We start from the raw sequence: 26,648 nt of genomic DNA on the forward strand, positions 1-26,648 counted from the left end.
GTGCGGACCGCCACCATATAGACCGACGCGAAACATCTCGGGTCCCGTCGCCGACGGGCTGCATGGAGCGAGGTGGCGCCGGTGACCGGTCCCGACGGTCGGTCCGGGGACGAGCGCTCCGGAGTCATCGATAGCGCCCGATAGATGGTCGCCTGCTGCTGATCTCGCCACGGAGCGAACGACGTAACGTGGTGTTAGAGCCGACCTGTCGTGGTCGTGAACAGTGGTGAGAGGTGAACAGTTGACCCCCTTTATCACGACGTACGTTCCCCAGAATCTTGGGGGGAACTAGTTTGCAACTCGAACAGCCCGAACTATCTACCACAGGCGGAGCCGAACCGACGAACAGAGAGACGACACTCTCGCAGGACAGCGTCTTCACCGTCCTGTCGAACGCACGGCGTCGGTTCGCGATCAAGTACCTGAACCAGCACGCGACGGACGAACGCGTCGAGCTGCGCGACCTCGCCGAGCAGATCGCGGCCTGGGAGAACGACATCCCGGTCGAGGAGGTCACCTACAAGCAGCGCAAGCGGGTGTACACCTCGCTGTACCAGTCGCACCTGCCGAAGCTGCACGAACTCGACGTGGTGGAGTACGACTGCAACCGGGGGACCATCGAACGGACCGAGACCGTCGACGAACTCGACGTCTACCTGGAGGTGCTCGAGGGGGACGAGATCCCCTGGAGCGACTTCGCGGTCGGCGTCGCGGCGGTCAACGCGGCGTTCGTGCTCGCGGCGGCGACGGGCGTCGTGCCCTTCTTCGCCGGCAACGGCTTCGCCACGGCGGCGGTCGGTGCCGGACTCTTCCTCGTCGTCGCACTCGCACACACGATCTACACACGCCGGCGGCGGCTCTGAGGCCGCCGGCTGCACCACCGCTCAGTTCTCGTCGTCGACGAGCGCGTCAGTGAGGTCCCACTCTCGTGCCTTCCGGCGGGCCTCCTCGCGGGCCCGGTCCCGGATGGCGTCCAGCCGCTCCTCGTCGGCGAGGAACGCCTCGACCGGGTCCGCGGGAGCTGCGTCCTCGTCGGTCCACCCGGGTGGGGCGGCCGCACAGGCCCGTTCCGCAAGTGCCGCGTCGCCGGCGAGGCGTTCCGCGGGCGCGCCGGGCGAGACGACCAGCTGGTCCGCGTCGGGGACGGCCTCGATGGCGGGCCGCTCGACCGCGTAGCAGTCGACGCTGTACGGGCCTGCGCCCGCTGCGTCGTCGAGTGCGCCCGAGCCGCCACGCTCCGTGCCGGTGTGGTACGCGAGCCGGGGCACGCCGTCCACGAGGGTGAGCACGCAGGCGTCGTCGTCGCCGCCGAGCAGCGCGTCGGCCGGTTCGAGCACGAGGTAGCCCGTGTGGTCCGCGTCGAGCGCCCACGCGAGCGTGTCGGCGGGGGCCACCGCGGTGCGCGAGCGCACGAGGTCGCCGCGCGGGAGCCTCATGGCTGTTCCGGGACGACCGCGCTCCGGAAGCGTGCGGCCACGTCGTCGGCGGCCTCGTCGCGGATCTCGATGCCGGCGGCGGCCTCGCGGAACGCCTCCGCGGCGGCCGACTCCGGTGCGTGTGCGAGCAGCGGCTCGCCGGCGTCGCGGGCCTCGCGGGCGGCGTCAGCGTCGGGGACGCTCGCGAGCACCGGCCCGTCGAAGTACCGCTCGGTCTGGTCGGCGATGCGTGCGACGCTGTCGTCGTCGTGGACCTTGTTGAAGAGGACGCCCGCGCCGTCGGTGCCGTAGGAGCGCGCGTACTCCTGGACCTTCAGCCCGTCCGAGAGCGCCGGCACCGTGGGCTGGAGGACGACGACGACCCGGTCGGCGAGCACGACGGGGAGGACTGCGCTGACGCTCCCGAGGGCGGCGGGCGAGTCGAGCAGGAGCACGTCGGTGTCGCTGGCGAGTTCGGCGACCACGTCGCGGAGCCGCGTCGGGTCGGCCTCGCGGAAGGCGTCGAGCGAGGTGCCACAGGGCACCACGTCCATCCCGAAGCGGTGATAGACGGCGTCCTCGACGGCCACGTCGGCGTCGCCGAGCAGCAGGTCGTGGAGCGTGACGGGTGCGTCGGCGAGGCCGGCGTGGAACAGCAGGTTCGCCATGCCGGTGTCGGCGTCGACGACGGTCACGTCGTAGCGCTCCGCGAGCGCCATCCCGAGCGCGAGCGTGGCCGTCGTCTTGCCCGTGCCCCCCTTTCCGCTGGCGACGGCGACGGCTTCGACCATACCACGACTGCTGCTCGACCGTACAAAGATGTTACGCGTCGCTGCGGGCCGAAAGAAAACCGATTGGGGGAATCGGTAGGGGGGAGAAACTGCCATCCACGTCGAGCGTGTGACTGGCCAGGGTGCGGCCCCAACCACTCGCCCCGAGACGTTCCTGGCTAGTAACTGTTGTGGCCGATGTGTCAGTAATTAACACGCGCCTCGGCGGCAGACAAGAGGGCGTCCACGTCGACCGAGTCGCGGAGGAGCGTCGCCGCACGGTCGTACGGACCGTCGGTTTCCGGGGCCGTCGCTGTCCCGAGCCGCCCGTCGGCGACGCCGACCGCGGCCAGCAGCCCGCGCCGTGCGACCGCGTTCCCGAACAGGCCGTGGAGGTAGGTGCCACAGACGGTTCCCGTGGCCGCGCCGACCGCGGCGCTCGCCTCGCCGTCGACGACGAACGGCGTCTCCACCGGGCCGACCGCGCGCGTCTCGCCCATGTGTATCTCGTAGCCCGAGACGGTCCCCGTGGCGTCCCCGAGCGGCCCGACGCCGTCGAGCTCGGAGGTGGTCTGCCGGACCGCCTTCTCGTGGTCGAAGCGCGTGACGACCGGGAGCAGGCCGAAGCCGGGCACCGAATCGGCCTCGCCCGCGCCGACGGACTCGCCGCGGCCCTCGACGCTCGCGCCCTCGATGCGCTCGCCGAGGAGCTGGTAGCCGCCACAGAGGCCGACGACGGGGCCGTCGAAGTCGGCGAGGGCGTCGCCGAGTCCGGCCTCGCGGCAGGTCAGCAGGTCGTCGACGGTGTTCTTCGTCCCCGGGAGGACGACGGCGTCGAGGTCTCGCAGGTCGTCGCCGGCCGGGACGTACACCAGCCGGACGCCGGGTCCGCGGGCGAGGGGTTCGACGTCGGTGACGTTCGACGCGTGGGGCAGCCGGACGACGCCGATTCGAGCGAGGTCGTCGTGGCCGTCGGTGTCGTGGTCGGCGTGGTCGTCCCGGCCCACGACTCGCCGTTCTCCGACCGGCGGGAGCGCGACGCTGTCCTCCTCGGGGAGCCCCGGGTCGTCGTACGGGACGACGCCGAGTACCGGGACGTCGGTCCGGGCCTCGAACTCCCGCAACCCGGGTTCGAGGATGGACGCGTCGCCGCGGAACTTCGTCACCACCGCGCCCACCACCCGCTCGCGCACGTCGTCGGGCACCAGTTCGAGGGTGCCGACGAGCGACGCGAACACGCCGCCGCGCTCGATGTCCGCGACGAGCAGGACGCTCGCGTCGGCGAAGCGGGCCGTCTCGACGTTCGCGAGGTCGCGGTCGTGGAGGTTGATCTCCGCGATGCTGCCCGCTCCTTCGGCGACGACCACGTCGTGCTCGGCTGCGAGTCTCCCGTGGGCCTGCTCCGCCGCCGCCCGCGCCTGCTCCCAGTGCTCGTCGTAGTACGAGCCCGCCTCGAAGGTCCCGACCGCGCGGCCGTCGACGACGAGCTGTGACGCGCCGTCGCAGCTCGGTTTCAACAGCACCGGATTGTGGTCCGTCGTCGGCTCGACGCGGGCTGCCCGGGCCTGGACGTACTGCGAGACGCCGACCTCGCCCCACGGCTCGTCGGCGTGCGGTGCCGGGACCGCCCGCGCGTTGTTCGACATGTTCTGGGCCTTGAACGGCGCCACGCTGACGCCCCGGTCCGCGAGGAGCCGGCAGAGCCCCGCCGCGACGGTCGACTTGCCGACGTGGCTCGCGGTGCCGGCCACCAGTATCGTCGAGGGCACGAGTTGGCTGTCGTGGACAGCGGGCAAAGGGGTTGCTGTCGCGGGCCCCGCCGTCGGGCACCCCGGACACCGAGGTAAAGGGCTTTCAGGGAGTGGACACGAGAGTCAGCCATGACCGAGATCCATCCGGGCCAGCGCGTCGCCATGCTCGTGGACGCGCAGAACCTCTACCACACGGCCCAGAGCATCTACACGCGCAACATCGACTACTCCGCCCTGCTGGAGAAGGGCGTCCAGGGCCGCGAGCTCACGCGGGCCATCGCCTACGTCATCCGGGCGGACTCACCCGAGGAGGAGAGCTTCTTCGAGGCGCTGGAGGACATCGGCTTCGAGCCGAAGATCAAGGACATCAAGACGTTCTCGGACGGCTCGAAGAAGGCCGACTGGGACGTGGGGTTGAGTCTCGACGCGGTGACGCTCGCGAAGAAGGTCGACACGATGATCCTCTGTACGGGTGACGGCGACTTCTCGCGGCTCTGCTCGCACCTGCGCCACGAAGGGGTGCGCGTCGAGGTGATGGGCTTCGAGAGCTCGACGGCGGACGAGCTCGTCGAGGCCACCGACCGGTTCATCGACCTCTCGGAGCGGCCGGAGACGTTTCTACTCTGAGTCTGCGGACCGGAGAAGAATCGCCCGTTCAGACGGGGCGACCGCCCTCGGACGTGCCGACGAGCAGCGCGCCGGCCGCCATCGCGAGCGAGGCAGCACCGCCAGCGAGCACCGGGATGGAGCTCCCGGGGGTACCGAGCAGCAGCAGGATGGCCGAGCTCAGGAACAGGAGCACCGCCCCGAGCGCGATCTTGGTCGTGTTCATTTCGTGTAGTGACTGGGAGAGCGCCTGCATATATGTTTCTCTCCGCCTCAGCTTCGAAGAATGGTAGCAGCACCCATGGTCCACGATGACGAATCTCTCGGGTGTCGCCGTCGCCGGTCGCGCCGACACAGGACCGGTCCGACACGCGTTTATCCGCGGCCGCGCAACGCCGGGGTATGAGCGACGAGGACCACGACGTCCCCGACCTGCGGACGCTCGCGGACTACCAGTTCGGGGCCGACGCCGGCGCCGCGCTGTTCCCCGCCACCGACGACCTGGAGGTCCGGCGCACGAGTTCGGGCCGCCCCGAGCAGGTCATCGCCGACGAGGGCCGGCTGGTGAGCCACGGCATCGACGGCCGGTTCACGCTCGGGCTCGCCGGCGGCCGCCGGCTGCACGACGCCCTCGACCACCCCACCGCGCGGGTGGTCGTCGGCGACGACAGCGAGCCGTTCGTCCGCGAGGGCAAGAACGTGTTCGCGAAGTTCGTCCGCGAGGTCGACCCCGCGGTCCGCCCCGGCGACGAGGTCTGCGTCGTCCATCACGAGGGTCACCTGCTCGCCGTCGGCCGGGCCGAGCTCGACGCGGGCTCGATGCTGGACTTCGACAGCGGGATGGCCGTCACGGTCCGGAGTGGCGCGGGCGACTGACCACGCCACGGGGACGCCGGCGGGGTGACCCCCCGTACCGGTGGCCGCCCGTACCGGTGGCCGCCATCGGCGTCGTCCACCGCCGCGCCTCCCGGTAGTTCGTCATGTTTTTGCCGATACGTGCAGTGGTTCCGGGTATGTTCGGAGGAGGCGGCGGGCTCAACCCCCGCAAGATGAAGCAGATGATGAAGCAGATGGGGATCGACGTCACAGAGATCGACGCAGAGGAGGTCATCATCCGTACGGCGGACCACGACCTCGTCTTCGAGGGCGCCGAGGTCACGAAGATGGACGCCCGCGGCCAGGAGACCTACCAGATCGTCGGCGAGCCCTCGGAGCAGGCCCACGGCGAGCTCGAGTCCGCCGACGACGGCGGTGACGCCGACGACGGCGACGACGGCGGCATCCCGCAGGACGACATCGACATCGTCGTCGCGCGCACCGGCGCCAGCGAGGACGACGCGCGCGCCGCGCTCGAGGCCAACGACGGCGACCTCGCCGCCGCGGTCAGCCAGCTAGAGTGAGCGTCGTCCTCGTCCACGACGACCGCGAGTACCTCGTCGCGCCGGGCGACGAACTCCAGACCGACCTCGGCGTGCTGGAGGTCCCCGAGGACCCGGAGCCCGGCACCACGCTGGAGACGCATCTCGGCGAGCCGTTCACCGTCCGCGCACTCCGTGGCCCCGACCTCTTCAGCCACTTCGAGCGCACCGGCGCGCCGATGATGCCCCGCGACATCGGACTCGTCATGGGCGAGACCGGCGTCGGCGAGGGCGACCGCGTCCTCGACGCCGGCACGGGGACCGGCGTCCTCGCCGCCTACCTCGCCCGCGCCGGCGCCCACGTCGTCACGTTCGAGCGCAACGACGAGTTCGCCGACGTCGCCCGCGAGAACATGCGCCTCGCCGGCGTCGACGACCGCGTCGACGTCCGCAGCGGCGACGTCCGCCCGCACCTCGACGACCTCGGCAACTTCGACGTGATCACGCTCGACACCGGCGACGCCGCCGACGTCGTCGAGCGTGCCCCCGGCCTGCTGAACAGCGGCGGTTTCGTCGCCGTCTACTCCCCGTTCGTCGAGCAGACGCGGGCCGCCGCCGAGGCCGCACGGGAGGCCGGCCTGTCGGGTGTGACCACCTACGAGACCATCCAGCGCGAGATGCAGTTCGACGACAGGGGGTCGCGGCCTTCTACGAGAGGGGTCGGTCACACCGGCTACCTGACGTTCGCGCGATTCGAGTAGCTGTTTTCGCGTCGATCTGATTTCGGGAACTGTTCTCTAGCTGCCGTGGAACTCGCTTGAGCTGCGAACAGCCAGAAAGTTCCGTCGACCATGTGAAGAGACTCGACTTCGAACAGCCAGAAAGCCCCGGCGGGCTACGCGCCCGGGACTCGCTGCGCTCCTCGCTCCGCTCCGGTGCTTACTTCGTCCAGGTTCGCGTAGCCCGCCGCCCCTTTCAGTCCCACCCCGCGACCGGACCGCACCTCACGCCTCCCCAGCCTCTTCGCTCGGTCGCAGGCTCCCTCGCTCATCCCTCGCACGGATGGCTCGCGGCCTGGCGAGACTCCTCCGTCGTCTCGCTGCCCTCCGCTCGCAAGCTCGCGGAGACCTCGCTTGCGCTCGGCACGCTCGCCAGCCGCGCGCCGGTGGTGGAAAGTTTACAACGGATGTGAACTCTGGGCGGTTTGAGCGCGTCACGAACGGCTGATCGGGCGGCGAAAAACAGCAGAAAAGCCGCGTTCAGCTCTGCAGCCGTTCGATGCGCTTCTCGACGGGCGGGTGGGTCGCGAGAACCCGCCGGAGGAGGCTCTTGTCGCCGTCGAAGATGCAGAGCGCGGCGGTGCTGTTGTCGATGGCGGTGTCCTCGACGTTCTCGCTGGAGACCTGGATCTTCTGGAGCGCGCGGGCGAGCGGGTCGCCGCTGCCGACGTAGCGCCGGGCGTCGGCGTCGGCGACGTACTCGCGGTAGCGCGAGATGGCGAGCACGAACACCATGACGAGCATCTGGGCGACCATGCCGGCGATCCAGCCGAGGATCCAGTCGACGATGGCGTTGTCGCCGGCGAGGATGACGACCCACTGGACGGCCATGCCGATCATCGCGGCGATGGACTGCCCGACGACCATCGTCACGACGTCGCGGTTCTTGATGTGCGCGAGCTCGTGGGCGAGGACGGCCTCGACCTCGTCGGGTTCGAGCACCTGGAGGAGCTCGGTGGAGACGACGACGACGCCCGCGCCCTTCCGGCCGGTGGCGAAGGCGTTGGGGACGCCCATCCGGGCGAGCTTGAGCTTCGGCTTCTCGATGTCCATGTCCTCGGAGAGGTCCTCGACCATGCGGTGTATCTCGCGGAACTCGTCTTCGGGCATGTCCTGTGCGCCGACGCTCCGGAGCGCGGCCCACTTGCCGATCTTGTACTGGACGCCGACGAACAGCAGCGTCCCGACGGCGACGAACGGCCAGACGCCCGTGCCGAAGATGCTGAGGGCGACGAGCGCCAGCGCCGAGTAGAAGCCGAACAGGATGGTCCCGACGAACGCCATCCTGAGCTTGAGACCTGTGTGTTGCATAGCCGCCGGTAACGGCGCGTCCCCCTTAAATATCGTCCAAACGTGATACGGGTCCACGGTACGGTGTGAACTACCGCCACGTCACCCCGACCCATGGCACTCGTTTCGACCCGCGACAGGTTCTGCCGGTCAGCACAAGCGTTATACTGGTAGCGCTCCGTGAACCATGTGATGACCGTCGCCGCTCTACGCCGGGTTCGACCCGAGATGAGCGGCGCGTTCGGTTTCGGCTTTACAGGGAAATTCTATACACGGTAAGTGCTCGGTGCGGGCGTGGCGACCCCGTCCCGGGTGCACTCGATTTCTGAACCGTGTGACGACCGACGACTCCCGACGAAACCCGAACGAAATGACGACAATCGAACTCAGTGGCGTCTACCCCGCCATCACGACACCGTTCCACGACGACGGCAGCATCGACTACGACACACTCCGCGCGAACGTCGAACGCCTCGAGACCGCAGGCGTCGACGGCATCGTGCCCGTCGGCTCGACCGGCGAGTCCGCGACCCTCAGCCACGACGAGCACGTCGACGTGGTCGCGGCCGTCGCCGACACCGTCTCCGACGTGCCCGTCATCGCGGGCTCCGGCAGCAACAACACCGCCGAGGCGCTCTCGCTGTCGCGCCGGTCCGTCGAGGCCGGCGCCGACGCGCTCCTGCTCATCTCGCCGTACTACAACAGGCCCGAGCAGCACGGGCTGGTCGAGCACTACCGCACCATCGCCGACGCGGTCGACGTCCCCCAGATCGTCTACGACGTCCCCTCGCGCACGGGGCAGGGGCTCACCCCCGACACCGTCGTCGAGCTCGCCGCCCACGAGAACGTCGCGGGCTTCAAGGCCGCCAGCGGCGACCTCGGCGACATCAGCGAGATCGCCGAACGCACCCGCGACGAGGAGTTCGCCGTCCTCTCGGGTGACGACGGTCTGACGCTGCCCATCTGCTCGGTCGGCGGCGTCGGCACCATCTCGGTGGTCGCCAACGTCGAGCCCGAGCGCACCTGCGCGATGGTCGGTGCGGCGCTGGCCGGCGACTACGAGCGCGCCCGGGACATCCATCACGAACTCGGCCCGCTCACGCGCGAACTGTTCGTCGAGACCAACCCCATCCCGGTGAAGGAGGCGCTGCACATCCGGGGCCACGCCCCCCCGCACCTGCGCCTGCCGCTGACCCGCCTCTCCGAGGAGTACGTCGAGTCGCTCGCCGACCGCCTCGCGGCGCTCGAGGACGGCACGGCCGACGACGCCGAGATCGCGGAGGTGGGCAACTGATGCGACTGGCCGTCACGGGCGCGTCAGGACGGATGGGCGGCGAGGTGCTCGCCGCCGCGGCCGACCGCGCCGACGGCGTGGTGCTGGTCGCCGCCTCCGACCCCGAATCCGTCGACGCGGACGCGGTCGGCGAGGACACCGACGTCGTCGCCGACGCCGACCTCGCCGCCGCACTCGCCGAGCACGAGGTCGACGCACTCGTCGACTTCACCGCGCCGGACGCCCTCGCCGACTACGCCGCCGCCTGCGCCGACGCGGGCGTCGCGCTCGTGACGGGCACCACCGGGCTGACCGACGACCACCGGGCCGAACTGGCCGACGCGGCCGAGTCCGTTCCGGTGCTCCACGCGCCGAACTTCTCGAAGGGCGTCGCCGTCCTCGCTCGACTCGTCGGAGACGCAGCCGCCGCGCTCGCGGACTACGACGTGGAGCTCGTCGAGGCCCACCACAACGGCAAGACCGACGCCCCCTCCGGCACCGCGCTCTCGCTGCTCGACGCCGTCGACGGCGCCCGTGGCGACTCGCCGCGCGTCCACGGCCGCGAGGGCGAGGCACCCCGGACCGAGGACGAGATCGGCGTCCACGCCGTCCGCGCGGGCGACGTGACCGGTATGCACGAGGTCTGGCTCGCCGGCGGTCGCGAGGAACTGCGACTCACCCACCGAGCCGAGTCGCGCCGGGTGTTCGCCGAGGGCGCGCTCGACGCCGCCGCGTGGCTGGCCGGGCGCGACGCCGGGCAGTACAGCTTCGCCCAGGTCCTCGGAATGACCACCGACGGGACGGAGGTGGCCGCATGAGCCTCCAGTCCGACATCCAGGACCTCTGGGCGCAGCACGAGGCCGGCGACCTCGACGCCGACGCGACCGAGACCCACGACGTGCTCCACGCGCTGCTCGACGCACTCGAGTCCGGCGAGGCCCGGGCCGCCGAGAAGCGCGACGGCGAGTGGCGGGCCAACGCGTGGGTGAAGCAGGGCGTCCTGCTCACCTTCGTCTGCCACGACATCTCGGCGTACGACTACGGCGGCGTCACCTACAACGACGTACTCCCGCTGCAGGACACCAGCGACCTCGGCGCGCGCGGCAGCCGGAACACGCCCGACGGCACGGTCGTCCGGGCGGGCGCGCACATCGGCGCTGACTGCATCCTGATGAGCCCGAGCTTCGTCAACATCGGCGCGCACGTCGGCGACGGCACGCTCGTCGACTCCTGTGACACCGTCGGCTCCTGCGCGCAGATCGGCGCCGACGTCAAGCTCGGCGCGAACACGCTCATCGGCGGCGTCCTCGAACCCGTCGAGGGCGCACCGGTAGTCGTCGAGGACGGCGTCTCGCTCGGCGCTGGCTGCCGGGTCACCTCGGGCTTCGTCGTCGGCGAGAACTCGGTCGTGGGCGAGAACACGCTGCTCACGCCCAGAATCCCCGTCTACGACCTCGTCGAGGACGAGATCCTGTACGGCGAGCTCCCGCCGGAGCGCCGGGCGTTCCAGCGGTTCGTCGAGTCCTCGCTGGGCGACCACGACCTCATCGACGGCGGTGCGTACAAGCCGGCCGTCGTCGCCACCGGACTGGAGGCGGAGACGCTCGAGGCGACCCAGCGCGAGGAGGTGCTGCGCGAATGAACGGCGAGGTCGCGCGGGACGACCGCGACGCAGGCGACGGCGACGCCCCCGACAGCGCCGCCGCTGGCGCACCGTTCGACGGCCCCGCGGCCGACGGCGGTCCCGACATCCGCCGGCTCGACGACTGGGATGCCGGTGTCCTGTGCGACCTCGTCGCCGACTTCGGCGGCCCGCTGTACGTCCTCGACATCGACCGCGTGCGGGAGAACTACCGCCGGCTCGCGGCTGCGTTCCCCGACGCGGACGTCTACTACGCCGCGAAGGCCAACGCGCTCGGCCGGGCGCTCGCCGCGCTCGCCGACGAGGGCGCGGGCGTCGAGTGCGCCAGCGCCGGCGAGGTGCTCCGGGCACTCGACGCAGGTGTTCCCGCCGAACGGGTGCAGTACACCGCGGTCAACCCGCCGGCGCGCGACCTCGACCTCGTCGTCGACCGCTGGCGCGAGCACCCCGAGCTGACCGTCACGGTCGGCGCGCTCGACACGCTCGACCGGCTCGCCGAGCGCGGCTACGACGGCCGCCTCTGCCTGCGGGTCACGCCCGGCGTCGGCGCGGGCCACCACGAGAAGGTCCGCACCGGCGGCGACGCCACCTTCGGCGTGCCCTACGACCGCGCGGTCGACGCGCTCGCCGCCGCCGACGCCGACGGCTTCGACGTGGTCGGCATCCACGCCCACGCCGGCTCGGGCATCACCGACGCCGAGGACCTCGCGGCCCACCGCGAACTCGTCGGTCGGATGGGCGACCTCGTCCGCGGGGCGCCCGTCGACCTGGAGTTCGTCGACGTTGGCGGCGGCTTCGGCGTCCCCTACCACGAGGACGCCCAGCCGCTCGACCTCGACGCCGTCGCCGCAGCCACCCGCGACGCCCTGGGTGACGTCGAGGCCACGCTCAGAGTCGAGCCCGGCCGCTACGTGGTGGCCGACGCGGGCGTGCTCCTGACCACGGTCAACACCGTGAAGGAGACGCCCGACACCGTCGTCACCGGCGTCGACGCCGGCATGACGACGCTCGCGCGCCCGGCGATGTACGGCGCGTACCACGCGATTCGGAATCTCTCCGGAGCGGACCGCGAGACGGTCGCCCAGACCGTCGCCGGCCCCATCTGCGAGAGTTCGGACACGTTCTGTACGGACCGCCCGCTCCCCGCCCCGGAGCGCGGCGACACGCTCGCCGTCGGCAACGCCGGCGCGTACGGCTACGAGATGGCGAGCCACTACAACTCCCGCCCGCGACCAGCCACGGTCTCCGTCGCGGCGGGGACGGCGACGCTCGCGCGACGGCGCGAGACGCTCGCCGACGTCACGAGACCGGAGGTACCAGAATGAGCATCTCACAACGACACGTACGATACGGCAAGTACAACGGCACCGGCAACGACTTCATCGTCGTCGACGCGGACGAGTACGTCCCTGACCGGGGCGCGTTCGCGGCGCACCACTGCGACCGCACCGACGGCATCGCTGGCGACGGCGAGCGGGCAGGCGCTGACGGCGTGCTGTTCCTCGCACTGGAGGACAAGTACAGCCCGCCCCGGGTCGTCATGACCCTCGTCCAGCCCGACGGCTCGACCGCCGAGATGTGCGGCAACGGCGCACGCGTCGCCGCCGAGTGGGCGATGGCCCGCACCGGCGCGAGCGAGGTCATGATCGACACGCAGGCCGGCACCCGCCACGCACGGCAGGCCACCCTCCCCAACGGCGAGGAGCTCGTCGCCATCGAGATGGGCGAGCCCTCCTTCGCACCGGAGGTCGTCCCGCTGGACCGCGACGAGCCGCTCGTCGAGGGCCAGCTGGAGGGCTACGCCGTCACCGGCATCAACACGGGCGTCCCGCACGCCGTCATCTTCGTCGACGACGTCGATGGGGTCGACCTCGCGGCCGACGCGCCGCCCATCCGGCACCACGACGTCTTTCCCGAGGGCGCGAACGTCACGTTTGCCGCACCGCGGGACGACGGCGGCTACGACCAGCGCACCTTCGAGCGCGGCGTCGAGGGCGAGACCCTCTCCTGTGGCACCGGCGCGGTCGCCATCGCCGCCGTCGCCGCCCACCTCGGGCGCTGCGAGGACGACGTCGTCACCGTCTCCCCGCCGGGTGGCGACCTCCGCGTCGAGGTCCCCGACGACGGACCGGCTGTCCTCTACGGCCCCGTCGCGCACGAGTTCGACGGCGAGGTGCCGGTGACGCCGCCGACCGCCGACTGATGGACGGGTTCGACCCGGTCGAGTTCCTGCAGCGGGCGGTGCCGGTCGCGTCCCACGAGGACGTCTCCGAGATGCGGACGCTCCTCGTGGACGAGCTGGCGACACACGGCGTCGACGCGACGGTCGACGACGCCGGCAACACACTGGCGACACGCGGCTCGGGGCACCCGCACGTCGTCCTGAACACGCACATCGACACGGTCCCGCCGCACGTCCCCTACGAGTACGACGCCGACGCGGGCGTCATCCGGGGACGTGGCTCCTGCGACGCGAAGGGACCCCTGGCGGCGCTGCTCGCGGCCTTTCTCTCCATCGAGCCCGACGACGGCCGGGTGACGCTCGCGGTGACACCGGACGAGGAGGTGCTGTCGACCGGCGCGCACCACCTCGTCACCGGAAACGACGGCGAGCCGGTGCCGGCGATCGCCGACGCCGACGCGTTCGTCGTCGGCGAGCCGACGAATCTGGACGTCTGCACCGCAGCGAAGGGCCGGTTCCAGGGCACCGTCACCCTCTCGGGCGAGAACGCCCACGCTGCCGAACCCCACTCCGGAGTCAACGCTGTGAGCGCGCTCGCACCCGTCCTCGACGCGCTGGCGACGTTCGACGAGCGGGACGACGCGCCCGGGACACACCCGCAGCTCGGCGGGGCGACCCTGACACCGACGACGGTCGAGGGCGGGTCGGCGACGAACCAGGTGCCTGCTGCGGCACGGCTGGTGCTGGACCGGCGGTCGGTCCCGCCGGAGACGGCCGACGGCTTCCGGGCGGCACTGCTCGACCACCTCCGCGACGTGGTGCCCGCCGACGTGGGGGTCGAGTTCGCGTTCACCGACCGCGAGACGCCGTTCCTCGGCCCGTGGGCGACCGACGAGGACGCCGCGGTGGTCGGCGCGATGCGCGCGGCTGGCGCTGGCGAGGTGCGACCCTTCACCGCCGCGACGGAGGCGTCGTACTTCGCCGAGCACGCGCCGACGGTGGTCTTCGGTCCGGGGGTGTTGGCCGACGACGAGGGGGCAGTCGCGCACGCGCCACGGGAGTACGTCACCGTCGACGCCGTCGAGGAGGCGGCTGCGGTGGTGACCGGGGCGGTGGACGCGCTGGTGGGTTGACGGCGCGGCCGCTCAGCGGCGTGGCGAACAGGCGGCACCTGCGTTCCTCCGTACCGGGTGTGCCACGCTCCCGCCCGGGCCACGGTACGGCGGTGTTCAGTTCACGCCTACCCTGGCCTCGTCCCGGTACTTGAACGCTCGTCCGCGAACGACGATCGCCGTTCGGGAACTATTCGAGGCGAGACAGACTGTCGTACTGTTCTTCAGATCTGGAAAGAGGGAGTAGAGGCTGTATAGATGCTCGAAAATATTCGAACAGAATATTTATGGGTTCACGTATCGAACGTCCGAGTAATGAGCGCCATCACGGTGGACGGGCTGACGAAGGAGTACGGCGAGGTCCTCGCCAACGACGCGGTATCGTTCGAGGTCGCCGAGGGCGAGACGTTCGGCTATCTGGGGCCGAACGGTGCGGGCAAGACGACGACGATTCGGACCCTGATGGGCTTCCAGTCCCCGACCGCGGGGACGGCGACGATGCTCGGTGCGGACGTTCGTGACGAGGCCGCGCTGGTCGAGGCGAAGGCGGACGTCGGCTACCTCCCGTCGAACCCCGGCTTCGACGAGACGGCGACCGGGACGGAGATACTCGACCTCCACGCGTCGGTCAAGGGCGACGCACGGCGGGCGGAACTGCTCGACCTGTTCGACGTGCCCGTCGAACGGAAGATCCGCAGCTACTCGACCGGCCAGAAGCAGAAGCTCGGACTCGTGCAGGCGTTCATGCACGACCCCGACCTCGTCGTGATGGACGAACCGACCGCGGGGCTCGACCCGCTCGTCCAGCAGCGGTTCAACGAGTTCATCCGCGACGAGACGGCGAACGGGACGACCGTGTTCCTCTCCTCGCACGTCCTGAGCGAGGTGCGGCGGGTCTGCGACCGGGTCGGCATCATCCGCGACGGGCGCATCGTCACGGTCGAGCGCGTCGGCGACCTGCTCGACCGTAGCGGGAAGTTCGTCCGTCTCGCCGTCGCCAGCGACGTGGCGGCGACGGACGTCGCGCTCGACGGCGTGCACGACGTCTCCGTCCAGCCCCTCGACGGCGTCGCCGCGGGGGCGGCAGCAGGCGGTGGCGGCACCGTCGCGGCGACGGGCACGGAGCTCACCTTCACGTTCACCGGCGACCTCAACGCGCTCGTCGACTTCGCGGACGACTTCGACGTGCTCGAACTCGACGTGGAGGAGGCACCGCTGGAGGAGGTCTTCATGCGCTTCTACGACGACGAGGAGGTGACGGCCTGATGTTCGAGTTCGCGTGGTACCACGGCCGTCGCCGGATCAAGGGCGCGGGCGCGCTGACCGTCGGCCTCGGGCTGATGACCGCACTGTACGTCTACATGTTCCCGACCATCACGGGCGAGGTGAACCTGGACGAGTACGTCGAGGCGTGGCCACCGGCGCTCCGGGAGGCGTTCGGCGTGGAGTCGCTGAGCACCATCGAGGGGTTCCTCGCGGCGGAGCTGTACGCGTTCGGCTGGGTCATCCTGCTCGGGCTGTACGTCGCCTACAGCGCGGCGTCGCTCGTCGCCGACGACGTGGAGCACGGCCGGATGGACATGACGCTCTCGCTGCCGGTCACCCGGTCGCGCGTGCTGCTGGAGAAGTTCGCCTCGATGCTCGTCCCGGTGCTCCTGGTGAACCTGGCGATGCCCGTCATCGTCTACGTCGGCGTGCTGTCCATCGACGAGTCCATCTCGGTCGCCGACCTCGTGATGGTGCACGCGCTGTCGATCCCGTACCTGCTCGCCGCGGCGTCCGTCGGGCTCCTCGCGTCGGTCGCGTTCGACCGTGCGAGCATCGCCCAGCGCGCCGGCATGGGTGTCGTCTTCGGGCTGTTCCTCGTCGATTCCGTCACCTCGGGGACCGACTTCGCGTGGCTCGGTGCGCTCTCGCCGACGCGGTACTACGACCCCGCCGCGATCCTGGTGCGGAGCACCTGGGACCTCCAGGGCGCCGGCATCCTGCTCGGTGCGACCGTGGTGCTCGTGCTGGTGAGCCGTGAACTGTTCCGGCGGAAGGACCTCGCATGAGCGGCGGGTTCAGCGACAGCGAACGGGAACGCATCCGGGAGCAGCTCGTCGCCGAGGGTCGGGGCCTCTTCAGCCGGTACGGCCTCTCGAAGACGACCATCGCGGAGCTCACCGACCCGGTGGGCATCGCGCCGAGCACCTTCTACCAGTTCTTCGACTCGAAGGAGGCGCTCTACCTCGAGATTCTCGACCGCGAAGGCGAGGAGCTGTTGCCCCGGATGCTCGCCCCGTTCGAGGAGCACGACGACCCCGAGGACGCCATCGTCGGGTTCCTCACCGGCCTCATGGACGAGATCGAGACGAACCCCCTGCTGCGACAGCTGGTGATGGACACCGACGAGCTGGACCGGCTCCGCGAGCATCACACCGAGGCGGAGCTGCACGAGGACCGCGAGCAGAGCCTCGCGTACTTCCTGCCGTACGTCGAGGCGTGGTACGCGGCCGGCGAGGTCGAGGGCCCGAGCCCCGTCGTGGTCGCGAACGCCATCCGGTCGGTGTCGTTCCTGACCCTGCACCAGGAGGACATCGGACAGGACCGCTACCGGGAGACCCGGGACCTCGTCATCCGGGCGGTGGCGAAGGGACTGACGGCGTAGGCGTTACGTCTCCCACCGGGCGCAGCGTTCGCGGACGGTTGCCCGAAGCCGGTCGGCGGCCGCCTCGCGGTCGGGCACGCCCACGTCGAACACGTCGAGTGCGGCGTCGAAGTTGAACAGCTCGTGGCAGTCGACGAGCAGCGCGTAGGCGTCGCGGTTCGACTCGAAGCGGTCGGCGGCCACGTCGGAGCCGGCTTCGCGGTAGCCGTCGAGGAGGGCGGCCCGGATGCGCTCGTGCTGGTCGGGCGCGTCGGGCGTGAACGACCAGGTGCCGCCGGCCAGACTGCGCTCGACGAACGCGAGGTCGTACGCGGGCGTCCCGGCGAACTGGAACTCCCAGTCGAGGAAGCTCGTCACTGCGCCCGTTTCCCGGTCGACGAGCACGTTGTCGAGCGAGTGGTCGATGCGACAGACGGCCGGGTCGTCGGGGTCCTCGACGGTCTCGATGGCGGCCTCGACCGCCGGCGCGACCACCGTCTGGAGGTCGGCGAAGCGTGTCTCCTCAAGTCCGCCGACGACGCCCTCGACCGACGCCCGGAGGCAGTCGATCCAGTCGTCGGCGCCGTCCGTGACGACGAGCTGGTCGGTGTCCGCACTGGGGCGGCCGCCCGAGAGCGGTTCGTCGTACTCGACGTCGACGTAGCCGTAACCGTCGACGGCAGCCATCGCGTGGAGGCTGGCGAGCTGGCGGCCCGACGAGCGCGCGAGCGCGTCGACCCGATCGCCGGACAGGTCGCCCAGTCCGGTCCGGTCGGAGTCCGCGCCGGGCTCCCGCGACGAGAGGAAGAACGGCGCGGGGAGCGTCTCGTGCTCGTCGACGGCGCCGAACATCGCGGGGACCGGGACGGTCGTGTGCTCGGCCACGATGGCGAGCATCCGCGCCTCCACGTCGCAGGTCGCGGGTTTCCCGTCGGGCGTCGCCTTGAGGACGCAGTCGCGAGTCCCGGCTGGGGTCTCGACGGTGAGCAGGTAGACGATGTGCTGGCCCGCCGTCGCGGGTGTGGCCGCCGCGACTCGCCAGTTCGGTTCGACGTGCTGTACCATCCGCTGGATCGTCTCGCTGTCTACGGTTCTGTCGTCGTTCATGGGTCGTGTGTCTCCGTGGTACGTAGCTGTCTGCTGTGCGTGGTCGTCGGGGCGATGCATCCGTCGTCGGGTGATCTGTCGCGTGTCGATGCGTGCATGGCTGGCTGGTCGCTGCGGGTCGGTGTGGAACGGTGCCAGTCGACGGAACGGCCGGTCGGCTGGCTGCTGGCGCGACTGTCGAGGAGAACCGCCGATGCTGACGCTAGCGGCACGTCACGGTCGGCGGGAACCGGCGTCGAGTCGACTCTGGACTACGCGATAGTCGGCGAGACGGACTCGACGGCCGGGCGAGTTCAGTAACTCATCGTTGCCCGAACCGTCGAGAACCGCTATCAAAGGTTTTGTGGGGGTGTGTGACTCTGCCTCACTCCAGCTCGTCGACCAGCTCGCTCCCCACGCCGACGTAGCCGGCGGGCGTGAGCGCCTTCAGCTCCTCGCGCACGTCCTCGTCCACGGCTAGGTCGTCGAACAGGTCGTGGAAGTCCGCGATGGTGACGCGCTTGCCCCGGGTGAGCTCCTTGACGCGCTCGTAGGCCGCGGTGTCGCCCTCGCGCCGGAGGATGGTCTGGACGGCCTCGCCGATGACCTCGGGGGTCGACTCGAGGTCATCGCGAGCGACCTGCTCGTTGGGGACGACCTTCGCGAGCCCGCTCCGGGTCTTCTTGTAGGCGACGAGGCAGTGGGCGAACGCCGCGCCGATGTTGCGCTTGACCGTCGAGTCCGAGAGGTCGCGCTGGAGCCGCGAGGTGGTGACGTAGTCCGCGAGGAACGTGAGGTCGGAGTTCGCCTTCGAGAGGTTGCCCTCGCTGTTCTCGAAGTCGATGGGGTTGACCTTGTGGGGCATCGTCGACGAGCCGGTCTCGCCCTCGGTAGCCTCCTGACCGAGGTAGCGCTTGGAGACGTAGAGCCAGGCGTCGCGGTCGAGGTCGACGAGGACGTTGTTCGCGCCCCGGACCGCATCGAAGACGGCGGCGAGGTCGTCGCAGGGGTTGACCTGTGTGGTCAGCGGCTCGTGCTCGAAGCCGAGGGCGGTGACGAACTCGCGACTGAACGCGCGCCAGTCCACGTCGGGGTAGGCGGCGACGTGCGCTGCGAGCGTGCCGGAGGCCCCACCGAGCTTGCCCGCGATGTCCTCCGTGGCGGCCCGGATTCGGGCTTCCGACCGTCCGAGTCGTGCGGCGTAGACGGCGAACTCCTTGCCGAACGTCGTCGGCGTGGCGGGCTGGCCGTGGGTGTGTGCGAGCATCGGCACGTCGCGGTACTCGCGGGCCATCTCGGTGAGCGTCTCGCGGACGGCCTCGAGCTCGGGCAGGAGCACGTCCTCGACGGCGCCCCGCACCAGCAGCCGGTGGGCGAGGTTGTTCACGTCCTCGCTGGTCAGGCCGAAGTGGATCCACTGCGCGGCATCGAGGTCCGCGGGCAGATTGAGGCGGAGGAAGTACTCGACGGCCTTCACGTCGTGGTTCGTCGCCGAGAGGTCCTCGTACCCCTCCGTCTCGATGGTCTTGACGAGCTGGGCGTCCTCGCCGTCCCAGTCCTCGTAGAGCGCGCGAAGTTCGGCACGCTGCTCGTCGTCGATGGTCAGGGGCGTGGCATCGAGGTCGGCGAGTGCGAGCAGGTACTCGACTTCGACCTGCACGCGAGCGCGCAGGAGCGCGGACTCGCTGGCGTACGGCGCGAGCGGGCGTGTGCGACCGGCGTAGCGACCGTCCAGCGGCGAGACGGCGTCGAGGGGGTCGGGCATACGCCACTCTGCTCTCCGACCCGGAAAAAGCGTGTCGGATGTGCGCCGGGGGACGGCACGTTTCTATGCACGTTTATGTATATTCATGGTGGGATTTGACGCCGAGACTGGTTGGTGGGTGCATAGAATCGCGCTCTGGACCGCAACTACTTTTGCCCGGGGCGGACCCAGTTCAGGTATGACACGCATCGCTGGCCTCGCCGGCAACCGCGGCCGGAACCTGCTGCACATCGACGACCTCGAACCGGGCGGCGCCGACCTCGCGGTCGTGCTCGCGACCGATGCGGACGCACCGGTGCTCGACGCCGCAGCGGAGCGCGGCATCCCCACGGAGGTCGTCCCGCTGGGCGACGACGAGTCCCGACGCGACCACGAGCGACGGGTGCTCGACGCCCTCGACGCCCACGAGTTCGACCTCGTCTGCCTCGACGGCTACATGCGCATCCTCAGCGACACGTTCCTCGACGAGACCCCGACGACGCTGAACGTCCACCCGAGCCTCCTGCCCTCGTTCCCCGGCATGGACGCCTGGGGCGACGCGCTCGACGCGGGCGTCAAGACCGTCGGCTGCACCGTCCACGTCGTCACCGACGCCACCGACGACGACGGCGCGGTCGTCGAGAGCGAGGTCGACGGCGGCCCCATCGTCACGCAGGAGCCCGTCCCGGTCTACGAGGGCGACGACCGCGACTCGCTCAAGGAGCGCGTGCTCTACGAGGGCGAGTTCAAGGCGTACCCGCGCGCCGTGAAGTGGTTCGCCGAGGACCGCGCGACGGTCGACGGCGAATCGAACACGGTCTCCGTCGAGGGCGACGAGAGCGGCCCCCTCCCGGCACGCCGCGTCGTCACCGGCGACCGCCAGGCCGACCTGCGCTACGGAGAGAACCCCCACCAGGACGCCGCGCTCTACGCCGACACGACCTGCGAGGAGCCCAGTGTCGTCCACGCCGACCAGCTGAACGAGGGCGCGAAGGCGCTCAGCTACAACAACTACAACGACGCCGACGGCGCGCTGAACCTCATCAAGGAGTTCGACGAGCCCGCTGCCGCCGTCATCAAGCACACCAACCCCGCCGGGTGCGCCACGGCCGACACGCTCGCCGACGCCTACGCCGACGCGCTCGCGACCGACGCGAAGTCGGCCTTCGGCGGCATCGTCGCCCTCAACCGCGAGTGCGACGCCGACACGGCCGAACTCATCATCGACTCGTTCAAGGAGGTCGTCGTCGCGCCCGGCTACACCGACGACGCGCTCGACATCCTGACCGAGAAGAAGAACCTCCGCGTGCTCGACCTGGGCTGCGAACCGGCCGACCTCCGCGACCGTTCGGAGCCGATGACCAGCAAGGACCTCGTCGGCGGCACGCTCGTCCAGGAGCGCGACCTCGAACCCGTCACCCGTCGCGACCTCGAGGTCGTCACGGAACGCGAGCCCACCGAGGCAGAGCTGGAGTCGATGCTGTTCGCCTGGAAGGTCCAGAAGCACGTGAAGTCCAACGGCATCGTGTTCGCGAAGGACACGGAGACGGTCGGCCTCGGGGTCGGCCAGGTCTCCCGCGTCGACGCGGTCGAGATCGCCGCGATGAAGGCCGAGCGCGACGCCGAGGGCAAGTCCGCCGAGGGCGCCGTGATGGGCTCGGACGCGTTCTTCCCGTTCCCGGACGCCGTCGAGAAGGCTGCCGAGGCCGGCGTCGAGGCCGTCATCCAGCCGGGCGGCTCGAAGAACGACGACAAGGTCATCGAGGCCTGCGACGAGCTCGGGATGACGATGGTCCTGACCGGCCAGCGGTGCTTTAGACACGATTGAGCGCTAGCGAAGGAGTGCGTAAAGTCAGCGAGTCGCAGCGGCCGAGCGACCGCAGGGAGTGAGGGTGACCGTCTCGCGCGATTTCAGGCACGACCGAGAAGCGGCCACAGTTTTATTCCCTCGTCGAGTTCGTGCAAATACAATGCCGAACGGCAAACCGGGCGACAGCCCCTACACCGACATCGTGACCCACGGGCGGGACATCTACAGCCCCGAGATCGACGACCTGGTTCGAGAGCTCGACTCGCTGGGTGCGGCCATCGACGTGCACGACGTGCTGAGCGAGCACGAGCCGGACCCCAACGAGGACGAACTGGCGGCCGCCCTCCGCGAGCTGAAGCGCGAGTACGAGGCCGACGACTGACCGCGCTGGAACCGTCGCGTGACGCTGGCACCGCCCAGTTGAAGTGTTACGACGGCATACCCTTCTCCAATGGGACGCTTCGGCGGCACCAAGGTCAAGGCGCTCACCATCGGGCTGGTGCTGAGCCTGTTCGCCCTCGTCGGCACGACGGTCTGGGGCCTGCTCCAGGGCCTGCTCGCGCTGCTCGCGCCCGGCAGCCAGCCCCTGCTCGCGGCGGTCGTCGGAGCCGTCGCGCCGTGGCTGCTGGCGTCCGTGCTCCTCGTCCTCCTCTCGGGCGGGCTGTTGCTCTGGCTCGTCATCACGCTGGCGAGTCGCATCTCTCTCCCGTCGCCGAGGCTGGAGAGCGAGCGCCTCTCGCGGGCCGCCGCGACCGTCGAGTACTACGTCCCGGCGGCGCGGGCGGCGGACCTCTCGGGCTGGCTCGCACCGCCCGAGCCGACGGCCGAAGAGAAGCTCGCACAGGTCAAGGAGGACTACGTGGAGGGGAAGATATCCGGTGCGACGTTCGAGCGCAAGGTAGAGCAGCTCCACCGCGAGGAGGAGGCCCTGGACCGCTCCAGCATCCCCTCCCGGCTGGACGAACTGCTCGACGACGCGGACGCGCGGGAGGCAGTCAGCGGTGACGGCGGGCTGGCAGCCGGCCTGTCAGAAACCGCGATCGTCGACGCGACGGTCGCCGAGGAGTCCGACAACGAGGACGAGCCGGCGACCGAGCAGGCCTGACCTCTGGTGACGCCGACTACAGTTCGAAGACGTCCGCCCGGGCGTCGGTGCTGACGCCGTAGCGTGCGTCCTCGACACCTGTCGGCGGCTCCGTCTCGTCGTATCTCGCGGCTAGCGCATTCGACACTGATTCGCGGACGCACGCGCGAGCGGCCGCGCCGACGCGCGTGGCACTCCCGGAGAAGGTCGCGGGCTCGCCGTCGGGGTCGCTGGCGACGACGACCGCGTCGCTCGTGGTGCCCGGGACCCCGACGGCATCGAGCAGCGTCGCGGCCTTCGCCTCGGCGGCGACCGCGACGAGGTTCGCGAGCGCGCCGTCGGCCAGTTTGCGGGTCGTCCCGACGACGACGTTGACCGTGCCGGGGACGAGTTCGCCGTCCGGGAGCTCGCCGCCGGGCGGGTCCATCGGCAGCTCGGCGGGGTTCGAGACGCCGGCCGTGGCGACGGCGACGACCGGGCCGAGACGCGCACCGCGGGCGTGCCTGGCAGCGACGCCGGTCAGGAGCACCGGTGCGCCGTCGTGGATCTCGCCGGCGTCGAAGCCCGCGGACGCCACCCGGTCGCCGACGAACCCCTCGACGTCGTCACAGCGCCAGTCCTCGGGGACGGTGACGCTGTAGGCCGCGTCGGCGACCCGACGCCCGCCCTGCCAGCCCGTCGAGAGCCACGGCATGTCGGGCGCACCGAGGCGGACCACCCCGTCACGCGTGGTCGTCGTGAACATCCAACACCTCCAGCGTTCGGTCGGTCGCCGCGGCGTCCTTCACCGCGACCCTGACGTGTGCGTCGAGCCCGCGGAACGTCCGGGCGTCCCGGAGGACCACCCCCCGCTCGCGAGCGCTCGCGAGCAGCGCGTCCACGTCCCGGTCGCCGCAGTCCAGCAGGAGGTACGGTGCGGCCGAGGGGTGGACGTCGAACGCGGGTTCCAGTCCGTCGCGGAGTCGGCGGCGCTCCCGTCGGACCGTCGCTCGTGTCTCGCGGACGAACTCGTCCTGGCGCAGGCAGTGGGCGCCGACGGCGGCCGCGGGCGCACCGAGGTTCCACGCGCGGCGTGCCGTCGTCAGGTCATCGAGCGCTGCACCGGTCGCGACGGCGTAGCCAGCGCGGAGTCCCGGGAGTCCGTACAGCTTCGTCAGCGAGCGTGCGACGACGACGGCCGGATGTCCCGCGAGCGACGCCTGCTCTGTGTACCCGAGGAACGCCTCGTCGGCGAGCAGGCGCGTGCCGGCGTCCGTACAGCGGTCCGCGAGCGCGACGAGTTCGGAACGGTCGGGGAGGGCGCCGGTCGGGTTGTTCGGCGTGCAGACCACGACGACGGCGTAGTCGGCGGGGTCGACGTCGAGTACCCCGTCGACCGGCAGGAACTCGGGGGTGCCGCCCTGCAGGCGTACCTCGCGGGCGTACTCGCCGAAGCTCGGGGACGGGACGGCGACGCGGTCGCCCGGGTCGACGGCGGTCGCGAGCGCGAGCCTGATCGCCGCCAGCCCGCCCGGGGTCGGCACCACCTGCTCGGGAGCCACGTCGACGACCGCCGCCGCGGCTTCGCGGAACGCCGGGTAGTCGTCGTCCGGGTAGCGTCGTGACTCGGCCAGCGCCGCGTCGTAGACGGCGGTCGTACCGGGTGGCGAGCGCGGGTTCGTGTTCGCGCTCAGGTCGAGCACGTCCCGGTCGGTCGTGCCGCCGTGGGGCACCCGGTCGGCGTCCCGGACGGACTCACGGTCCACGTCGGGTCACCCCCGGCTCACGCGTCACGGCTGTCCACCTCCCCGGCGAGCGCCTCGGCGACGGCGGCGTCGGTGGCTCTGTTCACGTTCACGGCGAGTCTGGCGTCGAAGCTCACGAGCGTCTCGTCGGCGGCTTCGGGTCCGACCACGTTGAGTCCCGTGGGTGCGAGGCCGTCCGTCGCGGCGTCGACGCTGACGCCCAGCTGCTCCTTCAGCGCGGCGGGGACGACAACGGCGAGGCTGTGCGCCGGGCTATCGCTGGCGGCCTCGTCGGCGGCCGTCGTCGCGACGTCGAGCGCACGGTCCACCGGGTCCGCCGCGAGCAGCGGCAGGTCGGCGGCGACGGTCACCAGTGGCTCCCCACCGGCGGCGTCGATGGCCACGCCGAGGTCCGCCACGTACCCGTCGCCGGGCGTCTCGACGATCGTCACGTCGGGCCGGGAAGCGAGGTGGGTCCGGGTTCCGGGTGCGTTCCGCGAGACGGCCGCGTACACCTCCTCGACCCGGCTGGCCGCGAGCGCGTCGCAGACCCGGTCGACCATCGGGACGCCGTCGACCCGGTACAGCGGTTTCTCCACGTCGCCCCCGAACCGGCTGCCCTCGCCACCGCACATCACGAGAGCGTCCACGCGATCACCCCCACGTGGAGCCCGACGACCCGGGCGAGCTCGTTCGTCGCCCCGAACACGTCGCCGGAGACGCCGCCGAGCCGCCCGCGCGCCCAGCCGGTCGCGACTCCGGCGACGACGAGCGCGGCGGCGACGGGCAGGGCAGCGACGAGGAGCCCGAGAGCACCCCTGCCGGCCCACCAGCCCAGCCCCGCCACCGGCAGCGCGAGCGCGACTGCGGTGACGACACCGACCCACCCGGACCCATCGGCGAGCGCGCTCCCGAGCCCCTCGTGCGGGGGGTCCGCGACCGCGGCGAGCGTCGCCATCGCGGCCTTCGCGCCGACCTCGCTGGCGACGACGACGGCGACCGCCTGCCCGACATCGAGCCCGGCGACCGCGACGGCGCCGAGCGCGACCCCGGCGACGACGAGCGCGACGGCCGCGACCGCGCCGACGCCGATCGTCGTGTCCTTCAGTACCTCGCGTCGGCGCTCGGGGTCGCCGTGGACGACGGCCGCGTCGCCGCAGTCCGCGACGCCGTCGAGGTGGGTGATGCCGGTGAGACCGTAGGTCCCGCCGAGGTACGCGAAGGCGACGACAGCCGCGGGCACGGTGACGGGTGCGCTCCCGGCCGCGACGAACGGGACGGCGACGCACGCGCCGACGAGGTAGCCGACGGGGACGGCTGCGGCGGGCGAGGACGTGAAGGCATCCCAGGCGCGTTCGTCGTGGCCGACGGGGAACCGCGTGAGGAAGCCGACCGCGCCCCGGAGTGCGCTCAGAGCCACGCGACCACCCCCGCGAGGACCGTCGCGACGACGCCCGACGAGGCGACCTGCAGGACACCGCGCCGGGCCGTCCGCGTCGACGGGAGCGACGCCCCGGCGTTGAGCACGTAGACGCCCGGTTTCTCCAGTCTGACCTCCAGTGCAGCCGCGACGGTGCCCATCGGCCAGCCCGAGTTCGGCGACGGCACCTCGCGGAGCCACCGTCGGGCCCGGAGCACCGCACGCGGCCGCCCCGCGACCTGCGCGAGCAGCAGCGCGGAGATCCGAGCGGGGAGCCACATCACGACGTCGTCGAGGCGCGCGCTCGGCCCGCCCACCGGCTTCGAGCGGTACCCCAGCATCGAGTCCAGCGTGTTCACCGCCTTGACCCAGGCCGCCGCCCCGGCAGCCAGCGCGAGCGAGATCGGGTCGGGAGCGACCAGCGATGCGAGCGGGACGACGACCGCGAAGGCGGCGAGCGGGGCGACGAAGCCGTCCGCGAGGTTCTCCGCTGCGCTCTCGACGGCCGCACTCCGCAGCAGGCCGGGGGAGAGCTCGCTGGCGTCCCGTCCCGCGAGCGCGAGGAGCGACTCCCGCGCCGCCGCGACGTCCGCCGTGGAGAGGTCGACCACGCGAAGCGCCGCCGTGACGAGCATCCGGAGGCTCGTCGTGGCCGCCAGCGCGACGCCGGCGACGACCGCGCCCGCCCAGGGGTCGACCCGTGCCGCCAGCCAGACGGAGCCGAAGACCGTGCCTGCCGCAAGCAGCGGGAGCAAGAGCGCCGCGAGCACGCCCACGAGCCGTGGCCGGTCCCACTCCCGGTCGACGGGCGCGACGAGCCGGCCGAACCACGCTACCGGGTGGAACCGGTTCGGCGGTTCCCCGACGAGCACGTCGAGCGCGACCGCGAGGACGACCGCCACGGTCGCGGTCACCGGCACGGCGACCACCTCGCTCGCGCCCCGCGGTCCGTCGGCCACCCGCCACGCAGTGT

At 71.1% G+C, this 26,648-nt stretch carries 29 protein-coding genes; 17 read left to right on the top strand and 12 right to left on the bottom strand.

Annotated features, from left to right (window positions below):
- Window positions 1-293: 293 nt before the first annotated feature.
- Window positions 294-863, top strand: coding sequence for a DUF7344 domain-containing protein (locus ACSG06_RS12970; protein WP_440990703.1), 570 nt, complete (start codon window positions 294-296; stop codon window positions 861-863).
- Window positions 864-884: 21 nt separating this feature from the next.
- Here the strand turns inward: ACSG06_RS12970 and ACSG06_RS12975 are convergent, their stop codons facing one another.
- The 3 genes from ACSG06_RS12975 to ACSG06_RS12985 all read right to left on the bottom strand — a co-directional run bounded on the left by ACSG06_RS12975 (window position 885) and on the right by ACSG06_RS12985 (window position 3,954).
- Window positions 885-1,436: a DUF8054 family protein gene (locus ACSG06_RS12975; RefSeq protein ID WP_440990704.1), complete on the bottom strand. Its 552-nt coding sequence runs from the start codon at window positions 1,434-1,436 to the stop codon at window positions 885-887.
- Window positions 1,433-2,206: a nucleotide-binding protein gene (locus tag ACSG06_RS12980; protein WP_440990705.1), complete on the bottom strand. Its 774-nt coding sequence runs from the start codon at window positions 2,204-2,206 to the stop codon at window positions 1,433-1,435. The genes ACSG06_RS12975 and ACSG06_RS12980 overlap by 4 nt, the downstream gene beginning before the upstream one ends.
- A 182-nt stretch (window positions 2,207-2,388) precedes the next feature.
- The gene (locus ACSG06_RS12985; RefSeq protein ID WP_440990706.1) at window positions 2,389-3,954 is read right to left on the bottom strand and encodes a cobyric acid synthase; all 1,566 of its coding nucleotides are present in this window, start codon (window positions 3,952-3,954) and stop codon (window positions 2,389-2,391) included.
- Window positions 3,955-4,065: 111 nt separating this feature from the next.
- Here ACSG06_RS12985 and ACSG06_RS12990 point away from each other — a divergent pair, with 111 nt between their 5' ends.
- Window positions 4,066-4,563, top strand: a complete 498-nt coding sequence (locus ACSG06_RS12990; RefSeq protein WP_440990707.1) for a LabA-like NYN domain-containing protein — start codon at window positions 4,066-4,068, stop codon at window positions 4,561-4,563.
- Window positions 4,564-4,591: 28 nt separating this feature from the next.
- Here the strand turns inward: ACSG06_RS12990 and ACSG06_RS12995 are convergent, their stop codons facing one another.
- Window positions 4,592-4,768, bottom strand: coding sequence for a hypothetical protein (locus ACSG06_RS12995; protein ID WP_256399712.1), 177 nt, complete (start codon window positions 4,766-4,768; stop codon window positions 4,592-4,594).
- A 176-nt stretch (window positions 4,769-4,944) separates the two neighbouring features.
- Between ACSG06_RS12995 and ACSG06_RS13000 the strand changes: the two genes are divergently transcribed.
- The 3 genes from ACSG06_RS13000 (at window position 4,945) to ACSG06_RS13010 (ending at window position 6,661) form a co-directional block, all read left to right on the top strand.
- On the top strand, window positions 4,945-5,418 hold the full coding sequence (locus ACSG06_RS13000) for a PUA domain-containing protein (protein WP_440990708.1): 474 nt from the start codon (window positions 4,945-4,947) through the stop codon (window positions 5,416-5,418).
- 137 nt (window positions 5,419-5,555) lie between these two features.
- The gene (locus ACSG06_RS13005; RefSeq protein WP_440990709.1) at window positions 5,556-5,942 is read left to right on the top strand and encodes a nascent polypeptide-associated complex protein; all 387 of its coding nucleotides are present in this window, start codon (window positions 5,556-5,558) and stop codon (window positions 5,940-5,942) included.
- On the top strand, window positions 5,939-6,661 hold the full coding sequence (locus ACSG06_RS13010; protein WP_440990710.1) for a methyltransferase domain-containing protein: 723 nt from the start codon (window positions 5,939-5,941) through the stop codon (window positions 6,659-6,661). Before ACSG06_RS13005 ends, ACSG06_RS13010 begins: the two co-directional genes overlap by 4 nt.
- A 498-nt stretch (window positions 6,662-7,159) precedes the next feature.
- Here ACSG06_RS13010 and ACSG06_RS13015 read toward each other — a convergent pair whose 3' ends face one another.
- Window positions 7,160-7,990, bottom strand: a complete 831-nt coding sequence (locus tag ACSG06_RS13015) for a M48 family metallopeptidase (RefSeq protein ID WP_440990711.1) — start codon at window positions 7,988-7,990, stop codon at window positions 7,160-7,162.
- Window positions 7,991-8,339: 349 nt separating this feature from the next.
- On the opposite strand from ACSG06_RS13015, the gene dapA reads away from it, so the two are divergent.
- From dapA to ACSG06_RS13060, 9 genes are all read left to right on the top strand, one after another.
- The gene (gene dapA / locus ACSG06_RS13020) at window positions 8,340-9,263 is read left to right on the top strand and encodes a 4-hydroxy-tetrahydrodipicolinate synthase (protein WP_440990712.1); all 924 of its coding nucleotides are present in this window, start codon (window positions 8,340-8,342) and stop codon (window positions 9,261-9,263) included.
- The gene (gene dapB, locus ACSG06_RS13025; RefSeq protein WP_440990713.1) at window positions 9,263-10,060 is read left to right on the top strand and encodes a 4-hydroxy-tetrahydrodipicolinate reductase; all 798 of its coding nucleotides are present in this window, start codon (window positions 9,263-9,265) and stop codon (window positions 10,058-10,060) included. Before dapA ends, dapB begins: the two co-directional genes overlap by 1 nt.
- On the top strand, window positions 10,057-10,884 hold the full coding sequence (locus tag ACSG06_RS13030; RefSeq protein WP_440990714.1) for a 2,3,4,5-tetrahydropyridine-2,6-dicarboxylate N-succinyltransferase: 828 nt from the start codon (window positions 10,057-10,059) through the stop codon (window positions 10,882-10,884). Before dapB ends, ACSG06_RS13030 begins: the two co-directional genes overlap by 4 nt.
- Window positions 10,881-12,209 (top strand): diaminopimelate decarboxylase, encoded by a 1,329-nt coding sequence (gene lysA, locus ACSG06_RS13035; RefSeq protein WP_440990715.1) that lies wholly within the window; start codon window positions 10,881-10,883, stop codon window positions 12,207-12,209. The genes ACSG06_RS13030 and lysA overlap by 4 nt, the downstream gene beginning before the upstream one ends.
- Complete coding sequence (dapF, locus tag ACSG06_RS13040; RefSeq protein ID WP_440990716.1) at window positions 12,206-13,087, top strand: diaminopimelate epimerase; 882 nt, start codon at window positions 12,206-12,208, stop codon at window positions 13,085-13,087. The genes lysA and dapF overlap by 4 nt, the downstream gene beginning before the upstream one ends.
- Window positions 13,087-14,199, top strand: a complete 1,113-nt coding sequence (locus ACSG06_RS13045) for a M20 family metallopeptidase (RefSeq protein WP_440990717.1) — start codon at window positions 13,087-13,089, stop codon at window positions 14,197-14,199. Before dapF ends, ACSG06_RS13045 begins: the two co-directional genes overlap by 1 nt.
- A 294-nt stretch (window positions 14,200-14,493) precedes the next feature.
- On the top strand, window positions 14,494-15,444 hold the full coding sequence (locus ACSG06_RS13050; RefSeq protein WP_440990718.1) for an ABC transporter ATP-binding protein: 951 nt from the start codon (window positions 14,494-14,496) through the stop codon (window positions 15,442-15,444).
- Window positions 15,444-16,232: a DUF2705 family protein gene (locus ACSG06_RS13055; protein WP_440990719.1), complete on the top strand. Its 789-nt coding sequence runs from the start codon at window positions 15,444-15,446 to the stop codon at window positions 16,230-16,232. The genes ACSG06_RS13050 and ACSG06_RS13055 overlap by 1 nt, the downstream gene beginning before the upstream one ends.
- On the top strand, window positions 16,229-16,828 hold the full coding sequence (locus ACSG06_RS13060) for a TetR/AcrR family transcriptional regulator (protein ID WP_440990720.1): 600 nt from the start codon (window positions 16,229-16,231) through the stop codon (window positions 16,826-16,828). The genes ACSG06_RS13055 and ACSG06_RS13060 overlap by 4 nt, the downstream gene beginning before the upstream one ends.
- 3 nt (window positions 16,829-16,831) lie before the next feature.
- Here the strand turns inward: ACSG06_RS13060 and ACSG06_RS13065 are convergent, their stop codons facing one another.
- Both ACSG06_RS13065 and purB read right to left on the bottom strand, forming a co-directional pair.
- Window positions 16,832-17,914, bottom strand: a complete 1,083-nt coding sequence (locus ACSG06_RS13065) for a phosphotransferase family protein (RefSeq protein WP_440990721.1) — start codon at window positions 17,912-17,914, stop codon at window positions 16,832-16,834.
- A gap of 364 nt (window positions 17,915-18,278) precedes the next feature.
- A complete protein-coding gene (purB, locus tag ACSG06_RS13070; protein ID WP_440990722.1) occupies window positions 18,279-19,658 on the bottom strand; it encodes an adenylosuccinate lyase in 1,380 nt (459 codons plus the stop codon).
- Between the two features lie 178 nt (window positions 19,659-19,836).
- Here purB and purH point away from each other — a divergent pair, with 178 nt between their 5' ends.
- From purH to ACSG06_RS13085, 3 genes are all read left to right on the top strand, one after another.
- Window positions 19,837-21,465: a bifunctional phosphoribosylaminoimidazolecarboxamide formyltransferase/IMP cyclohydrolase gene (gene purH, locus ACSG06_RS13075; protein WP_440990723.1), complete on the top strand. Its 1,629-nt coding sequence runs from the start codon at window positions 19,837-19,839 to the stop codon at window positions 21,463-21,465.
- Window positions 21,466-21,607: 142 nt separating this feature from the next.
- Entirely contained in the window at window positions 21,608-21,829 is a 222-nt protein-coding gene (locus ACSG06_RS13080) for a hypothetical protein (protein WP_440990724.1), read from the top strand.
- Between the two features lie 69 nt (window positions 21,830-21,898).
- Window positions 21,899-22,552, top strand: a complete 654-nt coding sequence (locus tag ACSG06_RS13085) for a hypothetical protein (protein WP_440990725.1) — start codon at window positions 21,899-21,901, stop codon at window positions 22,550-22,552.
- Window positions 22,553-22,568: 16 nt separating this feature from the next.
- On the opposite strand, the gene ACSG06_RS13090 is transcribed toward ACSG06_RS13085, so the two are convergent.
- Genes ACSG06_RS13090 through cbiB form a run of 5 tightly spaced genes read right to left on the bottom strand, consistent with a single transcriptional unit; the run spans window position 22,569 to window position 26,634 of the window.
- Window positions 22,569-23,276 carry an adenosylcobinamide amidohydrolase gene (locus ACSG06_RS13090; RefSeq protein WP_440990726.1) on the bottom strand — a complete coding sequence of 236 codons (708 nt, stop codon included), beginning with the start codon at window positions 23,274-23,276 and terminating at the stop codon, window positions 22,569-22,571.
- Entirely contained in the window at window positions 23,254-24,276 is a 1,023-nt protein-coding gene (locus ACSG06_RS13095) for an aminotransferase class I/II-fold pyridoxal phosphate-dependent enzyme (protein WP_440990727.1), read from the bottom strand. The genes ACSG06_RS13090 and ACSG06_RS13095 overlap by 23 nt, the downstream gene beginning before the upstream one ends.
- A gap of 17 nt (window positions 24,277-24,293) precedes the next feature.
- Entirely contained in the window at window positions 24,294-24,905 is a 612-nt protein-coding gene (locus ACSG06_RS13100) for an NTP transferase domain-containing protein (RefSeq protein WP_440990728.1), read from the bottom strand.
- The gene (gene cobS, locus ACSG06_RS13105) at window positions 24,890-25,675 is read right to left on the bottom strand and encodes an adenosylcobinamide-GDP ribazoletransferase (RefSeq protein ID WP_440990729.1); all 786 of its coding nucleotides are present in this window, start codon (window positions 25,673-25,675) and stop codon (window positions 24,890-24,892) included. The genes ACSG06_RS13100 and cobS overlap by 16 nt, the downstream gene beginning before the upstream one ends.
- A complete protein-coding gene (gene cbiB / locus ACSG06_RS13110; RefSeq protein WP_440990730.1) occupies window positions 25,666-26,634 on the bottom strand; it encodes an adenosylcobinamide-phosphate synthase CbiB in 969 nt (322 codons plus the stop codon). Before cbiB ends, cobS begins: the two co-directional genes overlap by 10 nt.
- Between the last annotated feature and the right edge of the window lie 14 nt (window positions 26,635-26,648).

The sequence above is a fragment of the Haloarchaeobius baliensis genome, assembly GCF_052060055.1.
Taxonomy (GTDB): domain Archaea; phylum Halobacteriota; class Halobacteria; order Halobacteriales; family Natrialbaceae; genus Haloarchaeobius; species Haloarchaeobius baliensis.